The 15882-nt window shown below is 60.5% G+C and carries 12 protein-coding genes; 8 read left to right on the top strand and 4 right to left on the bottom strand.

What is annotated here, in order from left to right; all coding sequences use genetic code 11:
* Both IE111_RS05225 and djlA read right to left on the bottom strand, forming a co-directional pair.
* Complete coding sequence (locus IE111_RS05225; RefSeq protein ID WP_189607439.1) at positions 1-1362, bottom strand: leucyl aminopeptidase family protein; 1362 nt, start codon at positions 1360-1362, stop codon at positions 1-3.
* 140 nt (positions 1363-1502) lie between these two features.
* Positions 1503-2300 (bottom strand): co-chaperone DjlA, encoded by a 798-nt coding sequence (gene djlA, locus IE111_RS05220; protein WP_189607438.1) that lies wholly within the window; start codon positions 2298-2300, stop codon positions 1503-1505.
* 143 nt (positions 2301-2443) lie between these two features.
* Here djlA and IE111_RS05215 point away from each other — a divergent pair, with 143 nt between their 5' ends.
* The 6 genes from IE111_RS05215 to IE111_RS05190 all read left to right on the top strand — a co-directional run bounded on the left by IE111_RS05215 (position 2444) and on the right by IE111_RS05190 (position 10099).
* Positions 2444-5011, top strand: a complete 2568-nt coding sequence (locus IE111_RS05215; RefSeq protein ID WP_189607437.1) for an LPS-assembly protein LptD — start codon at positions 2444-2446, stop codon at positions 5009-5011.
* Positions 5012-5458: 447 nt separating this feature from the next.
* Positions 5459-6679, top strand: a complete 1221-nt coding sequence (locus IE111_RS05210; RefSeq protein WP_189607436.1) for a peptidylprolyl isomerase — start codon at positions 5459-5461, stop codon at positions 6677-6679.
* A 2-nt stretch (positions 6680-6681) separates the two neighbouring features.
* On the top strand, positions 6682-7668 hold the full coding sequence (pdxA, locus tag IE111_RS05205) for a 4-hydroxythreonine-4-phosphate dehydrogenase PdxA (protein ID WP_189607631.1): 987 nt from the start codon (positions 6682-6684) through the stop codon (positions 7666-7668).
* On the top strand, positions 7661-8455 hold the full coding sequence (gene rsmA / locus IE111_RS05200; protein ID WP_229805232.1) for a 16S rRNA (adenine(1518)-N(6)/adenine(1519)-N(6))-dimethyltransferase RsmA: 795 nt from the start codon (positions 7661-7663) through the stop codon (positions 8453-8455). Before pdxA ends, rsmA begins: the two co-directional genes overlap by 8 nt.
* Positions 8452-9276: a symmetrical bis(5'-nucleosyl)-tetraphosphatase gene (locus IE111_RS05195; protein WP_189607435.1), complete on the top strand. Its 825-nt coding sequence runs from the start codon at positions 8452-8454 to the stop codon at positions 9274-9276. The genes rsmA and IE111_RS05195 overlap by 4 nt, the downstream gene beginning before the upstream one ends.
* 76 nt (positions 9277-9352) lie before the next feature.
* Complete coding sequence (locus tag IE111_RS05190) at positions 9353-10099, top strand: substrate-binding periplasmic protein (protein ID WP_189607434.1); 747 nt, start codon at positions 9353-9355, stop codon at positions 10097-10099.
* Positions 10100-10268: 169 nt separating this feature from the next.
* Here the strand turns inward: IE111_RS05190 and IE111_RS05185 are convergent, their stop codons facing one another.
* Positions 10269-11507: a flagellar assembly protein T N-terminal domain-containing protein gene (locus IE111_RS05185; protein WP_189607433.1), complete on the bottom strand. Its 1239-nt coding sequence runs from the start codon at positions 11505-11507 to the stop codon at positions 10269-10271.
* A 36-nt stretch (positions 11508-11543) separates the two neighbouring features.
* A complete protein-coding gene (locus IE111_RS05180; RefSeq protein WP_189607432.1) occupies positions 11544-12152 on the bottom strand; it encodes an LPP20 family lipoprotein in 609 nt (202 codons plus the stop codon).
* Positions 12153-12699: 547 nt separating this feature from the next.
* On the opposite strand from IE111_RS05180, the gene traF reads away from it, so the two are divergent.
* Entirely contained in the window at positions 12700-14145 is a 1446-nt protein-coding gene (gene traF, locus IE111_RS05175; RefSeq protein WP_189607431.1) for a conjugal transfer protein TraF, read from the top strand.
* Positions 14146-14171: 26 nt separating this feature from the next.
* Positions 14172-15785, top strand: coding sequence for a hypothetical protein (locus tag IE111_RS05170; protein ID WP_189607430.1), 1614 nt, complete (start codon positions 14172-14174; stop codon positions 15783-15785).
* Positions 15786-15882 lie beyond the last annotated feature (97 nt).

Here is a 15882-nt window from a genome sequence, read left to right as displayed (position 1 = left end):
CTACGCATACCGCGCCTCCAACATCGCCAACACGGCCCGCACACCGAAGGCTTCACCGCCCACCGGCCGGCCCGGCAATGCCCGCTGGTTCCACGCCATGATGTCGAAATGCACCCAGGGGCTGTTGTCGACGAAGCGTTTCAGATACAGGCCGGCGGTAATGGCTCCGCCAAACGGCGACACCGGACAATTGACCAGATCCGCAATATCGCTCTTCAACATGTCCTCATACTGCTCGAACAAGGGCAACTGCCACACCGGGTCCTGACTGGCCTTGCCGCCTTCAACCAATTCCCGGGCCACGTCGTCCTGATCACAGAAAAACCCGGGCAACTCGGTGCCGAGCGCCACCCGGGCGGCACCGGTCAGGGTGGCGAAGTCGACGATCAGCTCCGGATTCTCGGTATCGGCCTCGGCCAGGGCGTCGCACAGCACCAGCCGGCCTTCGGCGTCGGTGTTGTCGACCTCGACGGTCAAGCCCTTGCGCGTGGTCAGCACATCGCCCGGACGGAAGGCATTACCGGCGACGGCGTTTTCCACGGCCGGGATCAGTACCCGCAGTTGAATGGGCAGGTTCAGCGCCATGATCATCTGCGCCAGACCGAGCACGTGAGCCGCACCGCCCATGTCCTTCTTCATCAGCCGCATGTTGCTGGCCGGTTTCAGGTCCAGGCCGCCGCTGTCGAAACAGACGCCTTTACCCACCAGGGTGATTTTCGGGTGGTTTTCATCCCCCCAGCGCAAGTCCAACAGACGCGGGGCATGGACCGAGGCGCGGCCGACCGCGTGAATGGTCGGGTAGTTCCGGGTGAGCAAGTCCTCACCGACGATCTCGGTGAATTCGGCACCGAAGGTCTTGGCCAGGTCCGCCATCCGTTCGGACAGGTGCTCGGGCATCATGTCGGCGGCGGGCGTATTGACCAGATCGCGCACCAGGGCGACGCCGTCCGCCAGCTTGCGCACCCGCTCGACCTGCGCCGGGCTGTCGATCACCAGGGTCGCCTCAACCGGCTCCGCTTTCTTGTAGCGGTCGAACCGGTAAGCGCCCAGCAGCCAGCTCAAGGCGGCCCGCTCACGCGCTTCGGAATCGATGTCGAGATGATAGCGACCGGCCGGCAGCTTGTTGACCACATCGCCGAGCAGCCAGGCGTCCCGCAGGGACTTCACGCCCACCACCACCGCGGACAAGCCATCGTCACCCGGCACCAGAGCGTGCCCTTTACCTTTGAAGCCGCTGGCGTTCAGCCAGCGAACGCGCTCGGCCGGTTGCTCGGCCAGCCAGGTTTCAAATTGGTCGGTTTCGATCAGGATGAGAGGCGTGCCGTCCTGTCCGGCCTGGAGTAACTCAGTGGAAATGGGCATGATGTGTCTCGTTATTCGTATTCATGGAACTTCCATGAATAGCGACGAATCCCGGGGTTTCAAGACACAGGTCTCTAACGTAGGTTGGATCGGTCCGACGCTTCGGTAGGCCCGCAGGGCCGTAATCCAACACATACACCCTACCCGGTTTTCCGCTCCCGCTTGATCAATTCGTAGGCTTCCTGAATCTCCTGCGTCTTTTCCTTGGCGATCGACATCATTTCCTCCGGCAGCCCCTTGGCGACGAGCTTGTCCGGGTGGTGCTGGTTCATCAGTCGCCGGTAGGCTTTCTTCAGATCGGCCTCGCTGGCGGACGATTCCACACCCAGCACCTTATACGCCTGCTCCAGGCTCGGTCCGCGCGCCCGTGTGGCGCCGCCGCTCCGGGCAAACTGCATCTGCGCCCGAATGCGCTGGTTAATCAGCTCGAATTGCAGCTTGTTGATGCCAAGCGCCTTGCAGATCAACTGAATCACCCGCTGTTCGCTGGCGCTCAGTTCGCCATCGGCGTAAGCCGTCTGCAACTGGATTTCGAGGAATATCTGCGCCAGGGAGGTGCGCCGGCCGATCACTTCATGCAGCTCGTCGAGCATCGGCATGATGTCGTATTCCGGCGTCTTGCCTTCGTTGAACAACCGCATGGCTTCGAGCCGCTGGGTTTCATCCAGGCCCATGCGCGACATGATGTGACGGGCGACTTCAATCTCCGACTCGCTGATCCGGCCATCGGCCTTGGCCAGCTTACCCATCACCCGGAACGTGGCCTGGAAGAAAACGGTCTGCAACACACCGCGGCGGGCCCCGCGTACGAATCTTTCGGCCTGGCCACCCTGTACCCGGTCAAATGCATTGCCCAACAGCACGCCCAGCGCCAGGCCGACCACGCCGCCCGTGTAAAGCCCGATCGCACCGCCGACTACTTTGCCAAACCACCGCACGGCTGTTGTCCTCCGTCGAACACCGATGTAAAAGGTCCGTCAGCTTACCCCGAAGGACCCGCTTTGCCTACCGCCCCGGTCTGTCGTGCCCTCATCCTTTCCGGTATCATGCCGCTTCCTTGTTTGGCCAGTCTTCGGGGCACATGCCGATATCCAACCGTCCAACCCTGCCGTCGTTCCGGGCCTTGCTGCTGGCAGCCTGTGTACCGTCCGTGGTCACGGCCGAGGACAATCCCGTGTTGGAAGACTGGCGGCCGTTCGAGGCACTGCCCGCCAGCGAACAGGTCGGCATCGCGCCATATTGTCCGGGCGGTTTCGTCGACCCGCTCAAGCTCGATCCCACTGTAGACCCGAACCTGCCGAATGAGCAAAGCCCGATCACCTTCCTGTTCGACTACAGCCGGGAGATCTCCGAAGACGGCGCGGCCCTGGTCGGCAACGTCAGCGCCCGCCAGAACACCTTCCGCGCTCAGGCCGATGAATTCATCTACGAACGACCCAGCAACAGCGGCGAACTGCTGGGCCATGTCCGGCTGCGCACCATCGGCATCCTGGTCACCGGCGAGGAAGCCGACCTCAATTTCGACGACCAGACCTCGACCGTCGACAACGCCCATTTCGCCCTGCACGAACAGGACATGCACGGCTCGGCCCGGACCTTGTACCGCAGTGGCGGCAACTACCTCGAAGGCCAAAGCGCCTCCTTTACCCGCTGCATGCCGCAGGACCCGCAATGGCAGATCCGCGCCGCCTCCTTCGAGGTCGACCGAGACACCGGCATCGCCAAAGCCTGGCACGCCCGCTTCGAAATCAAGTCGATTCCCGTATTCTACTTCCCCTATGTGTCGTTTCCGATCGACGACCGTCGCCGCAGCGGCTTTTTGACCGCCACCTACGGCCTCGGCGAAGGCCCGAGCTTCAGTGAACTGGCGGTGCCCTACTATTTTAATCTGGCGCCCAATTTCGACGACACCCTGACGCTGCACTACTTCTCGGATCTCGGCTGGCTGGCCCGCAACGAATTCCGCTTCCTGACCGAAAACCACAACGGCATCTCGGACATCGACTGGCAATTGCGCAACGACGCCGAACTCCAGGACGAGACCGCGAACGCCGAGGACGTCCAGCGCTGGGCCGTGCGCCACCGGCAAAACGGCCAACTGACCGACAGCACGAGCTACAACCTCGATACCCGCTGGGTCAGCGACATTCAGTACGACCAGAATTTCAACAACGGCGGCGACCCGGTCGAAGACCAGAAACTGAACCTGGGGCTTATCCAGCAGGTGCCCACGGGCACGGTGCGGGTCAACACCAAGGCCACGACCCCGGTGCAGGACAGCGAATCCAAATTCCACACCGCTTCGGTCAACGCCTCCACCCGCATCGGTCAGTTCTCGCCGTCGATTCTCGGGGAATGGCAGGAACCGAAGGACGACACCGTCACCGCCGCCCAGCACGGCCTCAAACGACTGCCCGAGGCCAGCCTGCGCTACCAACCACTCGGTTTGCCCGGCTCGCTCACGTTCAACAACACCCTGACCTACAGCCGCTTCACCCGTGAACTGGATGAAGAACGGCTCGATGCCCTGACCGGCAACCAGGTCACCTACGCCACCACCACGCATCGTTACTACGCCAATGCCGGCCTGTCCTATCCGTTCGACGTCGAATGGGGTTACCTGCGCCCGGAAATCGAAGGCATCTACTGGGCCTACGACCGCATCAACGAACTCGACCCCAATTTCAGCTTCGAGGACGAGGACTTTCAGAAAAGCCCGGACGCCGAGGCCTGGCGCTTCACCACCGACAGCCGCATGATCCTGGAACGGCCCTATGCCACGGCCGACGGCCTGGTCGTCCACTCGCTCGAACCCCGGCTGCATTACACCTACACGCCCTACGTCGACCAGGACCACCTGCCCGACCTCAACACCAGCGCCGTGGACAACGACTTCAAGCTGTTTACCAAGAGCCGCTTCAGTGGCCTCGACCGCGTCGGCGACATGAACCGGGTCAGCGCCGCCCTCGACACCCGGCTGCGGGATCGGGAAAGCGGCAGCGAAATCGTCTTTCTGGGGGTCAGCAAGGGCCTGAAACTGAGCCAGGAACGCGTCACCGAGGGAGACGCCGAAGAGATCGACCCGGATTTCGTACCCGAATACAGCCCCAATTACCTCGACGCCCGCTGGACACCGGAACGCCACCTCCAGATCAACGCCTCGGCCCAATGGGAACACCGTACCTGGGACCTGGACGGCTACTCGCTGGATGTGACCCTGCTGCCGCCGAATCGCAGTTTCCTGCGCGTCGGCATTACCGGCGATAATCTGACCGAGGGCGAAGGTACCCAGAGCCTGGCGGTCTCGACTTATTGGCCCTTGCGTGAAAACCTGGCGGTCATTGGTTACGCTAACTGGGAAAAGCCGTTGGAGGATGGCGTTGAAACGGACGATTTCCGTTACACGGATCTGGTGTACGGCCTAGACTATGACAGTTGTTGCTGGAATGTACGTTTGGTGGGGTTCAACAGCGTTCCGGACGAGGATGACGAGGAAACCACCGAAACCGGCTTGTTCGCCAGCCGCACCGACAGTGGCATCAAGTTCGAATTCACCCTCAAGGGCCTCGGCGGCAGTACCGGTACCGTCGAATCCCTGCTGGACGAGAAAGTGCCCGGGTATCGGGGGCGGTTGTTTACTTACCGTTGATGGTTTGATTGGTTGCCCGGGTTGGCCACGGCACGGTTTAATTGAGTGCCTGGAATACGTGTCAGGAGCCGGGGTAGCTTATCCAGGGTCGCTGTGAATACCTCCCTGTAAGCTAGACCGCAGCATCCATGCTGCGGACTCCCCTGGATAAGCTACCCCGGCCCCTGACACTCGAACCTCAGCCAAAATCATGACAATCCAACTGGAACCTGTAGGGTGGGCACTGCCCACCATCCTTGAGATACAAACACGGGAAACAATGATCGTCCGGTGGGATAATTCAACGTCAACTTATTCTTCCATGGTAGGCAGTGCCCACCCTACTGGAAAAGTGATCTGATGCGACCCCGCACGACAGTGTCGGGGGCCACAACCACAAAATAGGATTAAGCCGCCCTGGACAAACCACAGTAGAACCCAGGGCCTAAAAACTCAGGAGCAATCACCTTGCGAATATTGAGAACGTGCGCAATCACCCTTGGACTGGCATTCGCGACTGTCATCCAAACCCAGGCGGCCGAGCTGCTGGATCGGATCGTGGCCGTGGCCAATGAGGATGTGGTAACGGCGCGGGAACTGAGTCAGCGGTTGCAGCAGATCCGTCGACAGTATCAAAGCAACCCACAGGTGTTGCCGCCGGACGAGGTGCTGCGCGAGCAGGTGCTGGATGCGTTGATTCAGGAACGGCTGCAACTGCAATTGGCCGAGCAGATGAATCTGAACATCACCGACAGCCAGGTGAACGATGCCGTTCGCCGGCTCGCCCAGCAGCAGAACATGAGCATCGAACAGTTCGTGACCGCCGTTCAGCAAAGCGGTCAGGATTATCAGACCGTGCGCGAGCAGATCCGGCAGGAGCTGACCATCAGCCAGGTTCGGCGTCAGCATGTGGGGCGCAGCATTAATGTGACCGAGGGCGAGGTCGAGCGGTATTTGAAGACACTGGCCGGCCAGTCGTTGCAGGAGGCGGAATTCGAATTGGTGTATCGGCGGTTCAGCGTCGATGAGCGTGCCGAAGCGGAAGCCTTGAAGGCCGAGCTGGATGCCGGCGCGGATCTCTCGCGGGAGCCGGAGGCGCGCAACCTGGGCCTGCGGACCGTGGACAACCTGCCCAGCGTGTTCCGCACCGTGGTGCCGGTTCTGGAACTGGGCGAGGCGGTGTTGATCGAACAGGGCGACGCCTTGCACATGGCGCAACTGGTCGACAAGAAAGAGCGCAAAGCGGTGCAAGTGACGCAATACAAGGTCCGGCATATTCTCGTGAAACCGGACGTGCTGCTCAATGAACAACAGACGCAGGCCCTGCTCGACGACCTGCGCAACCAGATCCAAACCGGTGCCAGCATGGCGGAACTGGCCAATCAATTCACCGACGATCTCAGCAGCAAGGGGGACGGCGGCGATCTGGGCTGGCGCCAGCCCGACGAATTCGTATCGGCCTTTGCCCGCATGGTGCGCGAAATCCCGGAAGGCGAGGTCAGCCCGGTGTTCGAGTCCCAGTTCGGTTTCCACATTTTGCGTGTCGAGGGCGAGCGGACTCAGGACGTGGGCCTGGATGTGCTGCGCCAGCAAGTCCGCCAGACGTTGTCGGAGCGTAAATACGAAGAGTCGTTACAGCGTTGGCTGGTGGAACTGCGCGCCCAGAGCTTCGTGGAGGTTCGGTTGTGACTATGCCCCTGGCCGTAACTCCCGGCGAACCGGCCGGCATCGGCCCGGACCTGGTGTTGAAACAGGCCATGAACGCGCTGGATCGACCGATGTTCGCCATCGCCGATCCCGACCTGCTGCGCGACCGGGCCCGCCAATTGGAATTGTCCGTCGAGATCGCCGAAATCGCCGATCCCGACCACCTGACGGCTCATACAGCGGGCGTTTTGCCGGTTTGGCCGGTCAAACTGCGGGCTCCAAGCGAGGCCGGGAAACTGGACCCGGCCAACGCACCCTACGTGCTGGACACCCTGGATGCCGCGATCGATCTGGCCCTGAACCACCGGGCGGCGCTGGTCACCGGCCCGGTCCACAAGGGTGTGATCAATGAGGCCGGCATCCCCTTCACCGGTCACACCGAATATCTGGAACAGAAAAGCGGCGTCGAACAGGTGGTGATGATGCTCGCCACCGAAGGGTTGCGTGTCGCTCTGGTGACCACCCATCTGCCGTTGGCCGACGTGCCCGCGGCGATCACCCCCGAACGGCTGAAACGGGTGACGGCCGTGCTGCACGCCTCGCTGCAGCGGGATTTCGGCTGCGCCGAACCGCATATTCTGGTCGCCGGGCTGAACCCTCACGCCGGTGAAGGCGGTCACCTTGGCCGCGAGGAAATCGAGGTCATCGAACCGGCGCTTGCCGAATTGCGGGCGCTGGGCTGGGATCTGGAAGGCCCGCTGCCGGCCGATACGCTGTTTCAGCCGCATTATCTGGACCGCGCCGACGCCGTGCTCGCCATGTATCACGACCAGGGCCTGCCCGTATTGAAATACAAAGGCTTCGGCGCGGCGGTCAACATTACACTGGGCTTGCCCTTTATCCGCACGTCGGTCGATCACGGCACCGCGCTGGATCTGGCCGGCACCGGTCGCGCCAGCGACACGTCCCTGGGTGTGGCGCTGCGCACCGCCGCCGACATGGCGTTTTATCGGAGTACAACACATGCATAGAGCGCGCAAACGCTTTGGCCAGAATTTCCTGCACGACGCCGGCATCATCGATCGCATCGTGGGCAGTATCGCACCCAAACCGGGTCAGCATATGGTCGAGATCGGCCCCGGGCGCGGTGCGCTGACCGAACCGCTACTGGAAGCGACCGGCGGCGAGCTGGATGTGGTCGAACTGGACCGAGACCTGATCCCGATTCTGAAAACCCAGTTTTTCCGCCACGAGAACCTGCGCATCCACGAAGCCGACGCCCTGACCTTCGATTTCAACACCCTGGTCACCGACGACCGGCCGCTGCGTCTGGTGGGCAATCTGCCCTACAACATCTCGACGCCGTTGATGTTTCACCTGCTCGACTACTCGGACCACATCCACGACATGCACTTCATGCTGCAAAAGGAAGTGGTCCAGCGGCTCTGCGCCGCGCCCGGCGACAACGCCTACGGTCGCCTGGGCATCATGATCCAGTATTATTGCGAGGCCCGGTATCTGTTCACCGTCCCGCCCGGGGCTTTTGCGCCGCCACCCAAGGTCGAGTCGGCCATTGTGCGACTGAACCCGCGCACCACCATCGAATACCCGGCGGACGACCCGGACAAGCTGGCGGTTGTCGTTCGCACGGCATTCAATCAGCGCCGGAAGACGCTGCGCAACAACCTCAAACCGCTGATGTCGGCGGAGGCGATCGAATCCCTGGGTCTGAATCCGGGCGAACGGGCCGAGAACCTCAGTATTCGAGATTTTGTTATGCTGGCCAATCATCTCAGCCGTACGGAGTCCTCCGCATGACACTCTACGCCGTGGGCGACTTGCAAGGGTGCCGCGAGCCCCTGGAAATCCTGCTGGAGAGCGTCAAATTCGACCCCGCCCTGGATCAGCTCTGGCTGGCCGGAGATCTGGTCAATCGCGGCCACGACTCACTCGGCAGCCTGCGCCTGGTCCGTTCGATGGGTGCGTCAGCGCGCACCGTGCTTGGCAATCACGATCTGCACCTGGTCGCGTTGGCCCTGGCCGACGAGCCGTTGAAGAGCAACCCGGACCTCGATGCCGTGCTCGAGGCCCCTGATGGCCCCGAACTGATCGAATGGCTGCGTCACCAGCCGCTGCTGCTGCGCGACGAACAGCGCCGGGTGATCATGACCCATGCCGGGATTCCGCCCATCTGGAGCGATGAGGAGGCGATCGATCGGGCCTACGAACTGGAGTGCGTCCTGGCGGACCCGGACCGGTGCAAGACCTTCATCAACGCCATGTACGGCAACGAGCCGGAACGCTGGCGCAACGACCTGACCGGCATCGAACGCTGGCGCTACATCACCAACGCCTTCACCCGCATGCGCTTTTGCGGGCAGGACGGCCAACTGGAACTGAAAACAAAGACTGAAGCGGACAAGCCGCCCGAGGGCATGAAACCCTGGTTCGAATGGCCGGTGCAACGCAACCACACCCTGTTGTTCGGCCACTGGGCGGCGTTGATGGGCCGTACCGGCGACGACGATTTCGTCGCGCTCGATACCGGCTATGTCTGGAACAACTATCTGACCATGCTCAATGTCGACAGCGGCCTGAAACTGTTTTGCGATACGGCGGGGGTGGTCTTCAGTCAGTAATATTTACCGGGTGTGACTGTCACGGAAGGCCTTGCCCTTCTATACTGTTCAGACAAGCCATACGGTCTGTTGTCTCATGCCGAAACCGCGCCATCTCTGGGCTGCCCTGACATTGCTGTTCCCGCTGGTCACCGCGGCCGATCGACTGAACGTCGGTCTGGGCGAACTGGATTATCCCCCTTTTTACTTCGTCGAAGACGATGAACTGCGCGGTGCGGCGGTGGAGATCGCCGAACACGTGGCCGACTCCCTCGATTACGACCTGGAATACCACCGATTCCCCTGGGCCCGGGTGCAGTACTTCCTGCGCATCGGCCAGATCGACATGGTCATTCTCTATTTTAAAACAGAAGAGCGCGCCCGGGACGTCGTCTACACCGATGCTCCTCACCTGTTCGAGAGTTCCTACCTGGCCGTGCCCAAGCATCTGAACGTCGAATTCGACGGCGACCTGAGGGACCTGGCGGACTTCAGTTTCCTGGCCGTGCGCGGCTACTGGCACGGTGAACAGTTCGATCAGGCGGACTACCTGAACAAGATTCCGGTGAACAACGAGGCAGAACTGCTGAAATCACTGGCGACCCGCCGGAATTTCATCGGCGTGGGCAACAAGCCGGCTCTGTCGTTGTATGCGGAGGAACTGGGGGTGAGGGACAAGATTCGCTTCCTGACGCCACCGATCGATCGCGGACCGAACTACATCGCGTTTTCCAAGGCCCACCCCGATGCGGACACCTTGGCCGCCGAATTCACGGCGGCCCTGGAAGACTTCATGAAAACCGAGGATTACCGGGCCATTCTGGATAAATACAACTTTGACTGAACGGGAATCGAACCGCCTATCTTCCCAGGGGGAAGTAGGTTGGATCGGCCGGCGCTCCGGTAGCCGAAAGCCGTAATCCAACATCATGCCAATGGCGTTGGCCCAGCCAGAGCCACCATCGTTGGATTACGGCCCTTCGGACCTAATCCAAACTACGAAGCCATGCCTATTACCAGCCCATCACCAGATCGTCCATCTGTAAATTCAACCGCTCACTGCCGATCGACAACTCCGCGATCGCGAAATGCGGCTGCACCTGTTTCACCTCAGCCACCAGACGGGTATCGCTGATCTGCCAGAAGCCTTCGCCCTGGCGATCGAAATGCTGGCTGGTGCGGTAGACACTGAGAAAATCGCCGGGGCGCAGGCCGCTGGCGGCTCCGGTATCGACGAACAACCGCTTGCCGTCGACCTGGGTGATGGTCGCCATAAAAGGCTGGCATTGAATGGTCTGCTGGATGTCGCTCATGGCCTGGCGCATCAGCCGATCCACCTCCTGGCCGTAATCGGTCCCGAAGAACTTGCCGGTGGCGAAACCCACCCGGGCATTATTCCGTTCATTCCACAGACCATAGGTGCTGTAACGGCTCTGGAACACCAGGGCGCCGGAATAGCCGTCGTGAATGAAAACATCGAAGACAAAATGCCGGGTCCGCGATGCTTTGCTCAGGCCGACCTTTTCCAGCCAACCGTCCCAGCGGCGGGCACGGGGTGCGTCCGGGTTCTCCATGGCCATGTCCCGAATCACCCCGGAAATGACAAATTGCGCGCCCAGGCTTTTGGCGGCATCGACGGCGCTGGTCAGTGTCATGCGCGGCGACAGCTGGGTCGGCGCACTCAAGGGATTGTTCGGGTAGAGGGTCATGCCGTTGGCGTTCAGGGCACGCACACCCGCCATGCCACTCAGCCCATTGACCAGATAAGCCGCCAGTTCACGATCGACCGCGCCCAGGTGACCGAGCGTGGCCTGTTCGGGGTGTTCCATGGAAAACCCGGTGACGGCGACGGATTTGCGGTAGTGGTTGGCCATGACGTTGGCGCAGACCTGATCGCTGGCGACGCGGGCGGTGATGTCCACGGCGTAGAGATCACCCTCGCGGCCCTCGCTCATGATGTGGATGTCGCGCACCTGGGCGGCGCTGTTGACGCGCAGGTAGTCGACGGTCAGGTTGCCGTTTTCCATAACCTGGGTGGAATGCACCTGGGCGCTGACCTGCATGGAGGCGTTTTCGATCGCCTTGCGCAAGGCCCGCATCCGGGCGCTGTTCAGGTCGTCGTACTGGATTTCGGCTTCCCCCCGGGCGTCGACCCGGACCAGCTCATCGGTCGGTTCGGCCTGGGCGAGCCCGGCCCAGAGCCACAGCGTAATCAGCAGAATCGGCGTCCACGGCGATATCAGGCGTGCCATCTGGGTTCACTCCTTCCGGGTGTGTTCCGGACAGAATTATTCGATGAAATAGAGACCCGAGCCGTCCGAGGTATTCAGCCCCTGGTTACGCAACTGGCTGCGGGTGATGGCGTCGAGATCGTGCACCATTTCCGAGGCGCATTGGGTATTGCGACGCCCGTTGGACTGGTTGGCCAGGCAGTTGCGAAAGCCCTGATCGATGACCATTTCGACCATGGTTTCGTAGCTGCCGTCCGGCATTTGATCCTGGTAGACGACCTTGGCGCCGAGGATTCGGGCATCGACAAAAGCTTTGAACCGGTCGTTCTGGACGACGAGGTTTTCAACGGTCGAGCTGCCGACGATCTGGGTGCCGTAGACGCGTTCGGCCAAGGTTCGATAGGCGTCGAGCTTGGAAGCCCGCATGGCGATGAGGCGTTTCTGCACCTGGGTTAACCCCGTGGAGTTGGGGTTGATGGCGCCGTAGCCGGAAGCGCGCAGGACCATGGGCTCCATCGGGGGCAGTTTTTCGTTGATCTGCCGGACTTCGGAGACGATGGTGTCGATTTCTTCTTCGTCATTGCCAAAAGGCCAGAGGCTGCAGCCGCTGAGCAGGAAGGTCAGCACTAGGGTCGCCGTCAGGGACCGGCCGGACATCGGGTTCATAAGGGGGCTCCACTCATTCCTGAACAATCACGGGGTTTGATTCAGGTATCGGCATTTGGCGGTCGGACATTAGGACTATTTCGGGTCTGCCGCCGGTAGAAGACAGTGCCGGGAACCCGCGTCGAGTGGGTGGTAGGGGTATCCGGGGTCGCCATAAACCCATCCATGGGGGCTTGGCTTCGGCAGTCCCTGCCTCAGACACCCCCGGATACCCCCTCCACCCACTCGACGCTAGACTCATGGTCACCGCCCACCATGATTCCCCTCACCCAAACTGCCGAAAAAACCGTCATGTAGGGTGGGCACCGCCCACCATGATCGACCACTGCCCCCACCCCTATTGCCCAAAAAACAGCCAATAATCCGGCGATCAAACCACCCAAAACTGTGAACTGCATCAAATCCGCCAATAAATCAACTAATGTCCGGGTATAAATAACGATTTTCCGTGATTTACTTCACATTATTGACGACCCCTGACTATATTCATGGAGCAAAGCTGTCCGGTTCTTATGATTTCTCCCATCGACAGAGAGAGGTAGTCACGGTGATTCGCACATTCGCTCTGGGGTTGTCCGTCGTTTTCGGCACTGTTCTCGCCCTCCCCGCGTTCGCGGGCAATTTCAACTACATCGCTCCGGGTCCGGCCTCGTCGGTCGGTGCGATCAGTAATTCCGAAATCAGCACGTCGGGACGGTATAACCCCTCGGCGACCTTCGGCAGCACCAAATTCAGCCGCTTCCCGCTCCTGGATTTCACCGGCAACGTGCAAACGCGCGGCCTGGGTGAATTCAATACCGTGTTCGAGGACATGGGCGACCGGCTGGACAGCATCGACGCAACCTTTACCGCCTTTGAAGACGGCGACGCCACCGTGGGCGATGTGCTGGGGGAGATTAACGACCTGGAGTCGGCGCTGGATACCAACATTGCTCTACTGGCGGACAACTTCTATGCAAAGCCGGGCGCGATGGTGCACATGCCGTTCACACCGCTGGACCTGAATTTCCAGGAGACGGGCACCTTCAGTTTCGGGGTCTCCTCGCTGACTCAGGGCCGAATTTCCCTGTTGCACGACGAAATTGAGTTCGATGTGGACGCCCAGGCGATCACTGACGCCAACGACAACGATGAAGACCTGGAACCGACCGACTTTCTGCGCACGACCTCGTCGATCTACCTGAAGCAGGCTCAGGTGTTCAATCTGGATCTGGGCTATGCCCGTCAGCTGCCGCCGATCACTTTCCTGGACAACTTCGGCGTATCCGCCACCGCCGGTGCGCGCGGCACCCTGATCGCCCACAGCCTGCAAAAGCGGCTGTATCCGCTGAAAAGCCTGATCCAGGACGCCGACAGTGGCGACGACAGCCTGCAACAAACCATTCAGGACGATCTGACCTCGGCCTATAACAACTACAACTACGATGTGGCGCTGGACCTGGGCGTGACTCTGACCCGCGACAACACCCAACTGGGTTTCACGCTGTACAACGTGAACCGGCCGGTGATGGAGTACAACGTTCTCGGTGGCGCGTGCGGAGACTTGACGGACGACACCGAGCAAACCGAATGCTTCCACGCCGAACATTTCGCGTCCCTGGGTGACATGTCCCTTGCCGAGGAACACCGGGTGTACCCGCACCTGGGCATCGAAGCCAGCCAGTCCTGGTTGAACAACCGGTTGGTGCTGGCCTCTTCCCTCGACGTGACCCAAAAAACCGACCTCTTCGGCGAAGAAAGCCAGACCATGAACCTCGCTTTCCTGGCCCAGCCGACGCAATGGTACTGGCCACGGCTGCGCCTGGGCGTCGGCAAAGATTTCACCGACCTGGAAGCCACGCAACTGGGCTTCGGTCTGAGCTTCTTCAAAGTGTTCCAATTGGATTCTTCGCTCAATGCCGACCTGGGCGACCTGTTCAGCGACGACCTGACCGAACAGGGCAACGCCTTGCGGAGCGCTTCGGCGTCCGCCTCATTCAATATCGCCTTTTGATCGATCGACAGCCCCCTGGAGGTTTTATGATCAAGCCAATCACAACGCTCGCCGCCGCCATCGCCGCCGTCACCCTCGCCGGCTGCGATGTTCAACCGCAAGACGCCAGCGGTGAAGACACCCGCAAAGGCCTGAACGGCCTGGCCGTGGACGGCCGCGTCGCCGGCGGTAAAGTCTGGGCGGACATGAACAACAACAACAAGATCGACGACTTCGAGCCGTACGCCTACACCGACTCGGACGGTTACTACAGCTACAACCCGTTGACCAATACCAACTATTGCGCCCTGCCCGTCATCTCCGATGAGTACCAGCGCTACTGTCTGATCTATGGGTCCTCGCTCGATTCCATCGTCATTCGCATCAAGGGCGGCACCGACCTGTCCACCGGGGAACGGCTCAAGGGTGTGATGTCCATGGCGAGTTCCATATCGTCTTCCTCGGTACGCAGCAGCACGCCTCTGGTGCTCTCGCCGATCACCACCTTGCTGCAGGGTGCGAACTCGGACAACGACCGGACTTCCATACGCTCGGCACTGAGCATCACCAGCGATGCCGACCTGCGCCTGGATTTCTCCACCGCCAGTGACGAAAAAGCCAAAAAATTCCTGGCGAACTCGATTGCGGTTCAGACCATGATGGACGTGCTGACCTCCAGCACGGAAGTGACCGATACCGAGACCACCCAGATAAACCTGATCAATCGGATCGCCAGTCAGGTGGCCACCCAATCGATGGCACCGAACTCACTGCCGAGCGACAATATCGCCCAGATCGCTGAGGTCGTGAGCACAAACACCACCACCCAGACTTCGGTCGCCTCTCGCCTGGCGCAGCTGAACGCCGAAATCCAGAAAATCGAGACTGCTGTCAATACAGATGCTGTGAACGCTCAGATCAAGGCGTCGGAAGTCATCAGTCAGCTGATCAAGAAAGAAACGTCCAACACCGATACCGATGCGGTCAAGAAAGTGCTGGACAGCGGCATTAACAATTTGTCTTCCAGCCTGACAACCAACCTGAACGATTCAACGGTCGAGTTCGACATCGCGTCCATTACCAACACCCTGGTGGATGCAGGCAACGATGCGGTTACCAACGAAACCGACTTCGACAGCACCAAGGTCGATTCGGCGGTCGAGGATTCCAAACTGGCCAGCGATACCACCTGGGGTGGTAACTGGTTCGTGATGAGAGCTACCGCGGAAGATTCCGACGAGCTCGCCGCCGGCAGTTACATCGCCATCCACCTGAGCGGGAATGCGGATTCAAACAGCGGTAGCATTGGCACCTGTGTCAATGTGTCGCCGAGCCTCGATGAAGGCGAAGCGGCCGATCCTGAAGAAGTCTTCGAAAACGAGTACATCGGTGGCCGTTGGACCAAGATCAACAACGGTATGGTTTCGCTGACATTCAACTACGAAGGCCAGGAATTCGAAGGCACGATGAAAGCCAAAGTCGCCACTGCGGAGTCCGGCGAATACGCAGGCAACCGGTTGTACCGATTCTCCTCCGAAATCGATGGCGCCACCGAACAGGGCGACCTGGTTCTGGATGTGAACGCAGTTTCAAACCTGGCGAATGTCGGCAAACCCGGCTCCGCCAGCGACTGCGAAACCAAGGTAAATTCCACTATTTAAGACCGGGCCGCGACAATCGAACAACAACGCCGTAAGCTTGTCAGGGCTGCCCTCGGGCAGCCCTTTTTTTACGGGTAATATTCAATTAAAAGTTGCG

It is taken from the genome of Saccharospirillum salsuginis, assembly GCF_014651855.1.
In the GTDB taxonomy this organism is placed as follows: Bacteria; Pseudomonadota; Gammaproteobacteria; order Pseudomonadales; family Natronospirillaceae; genus Saccharospirillum; species Saccharospirillum salsuginis.
This window is presented reverse-complemented; position numbering and strand designations above follow the sequence as displayed.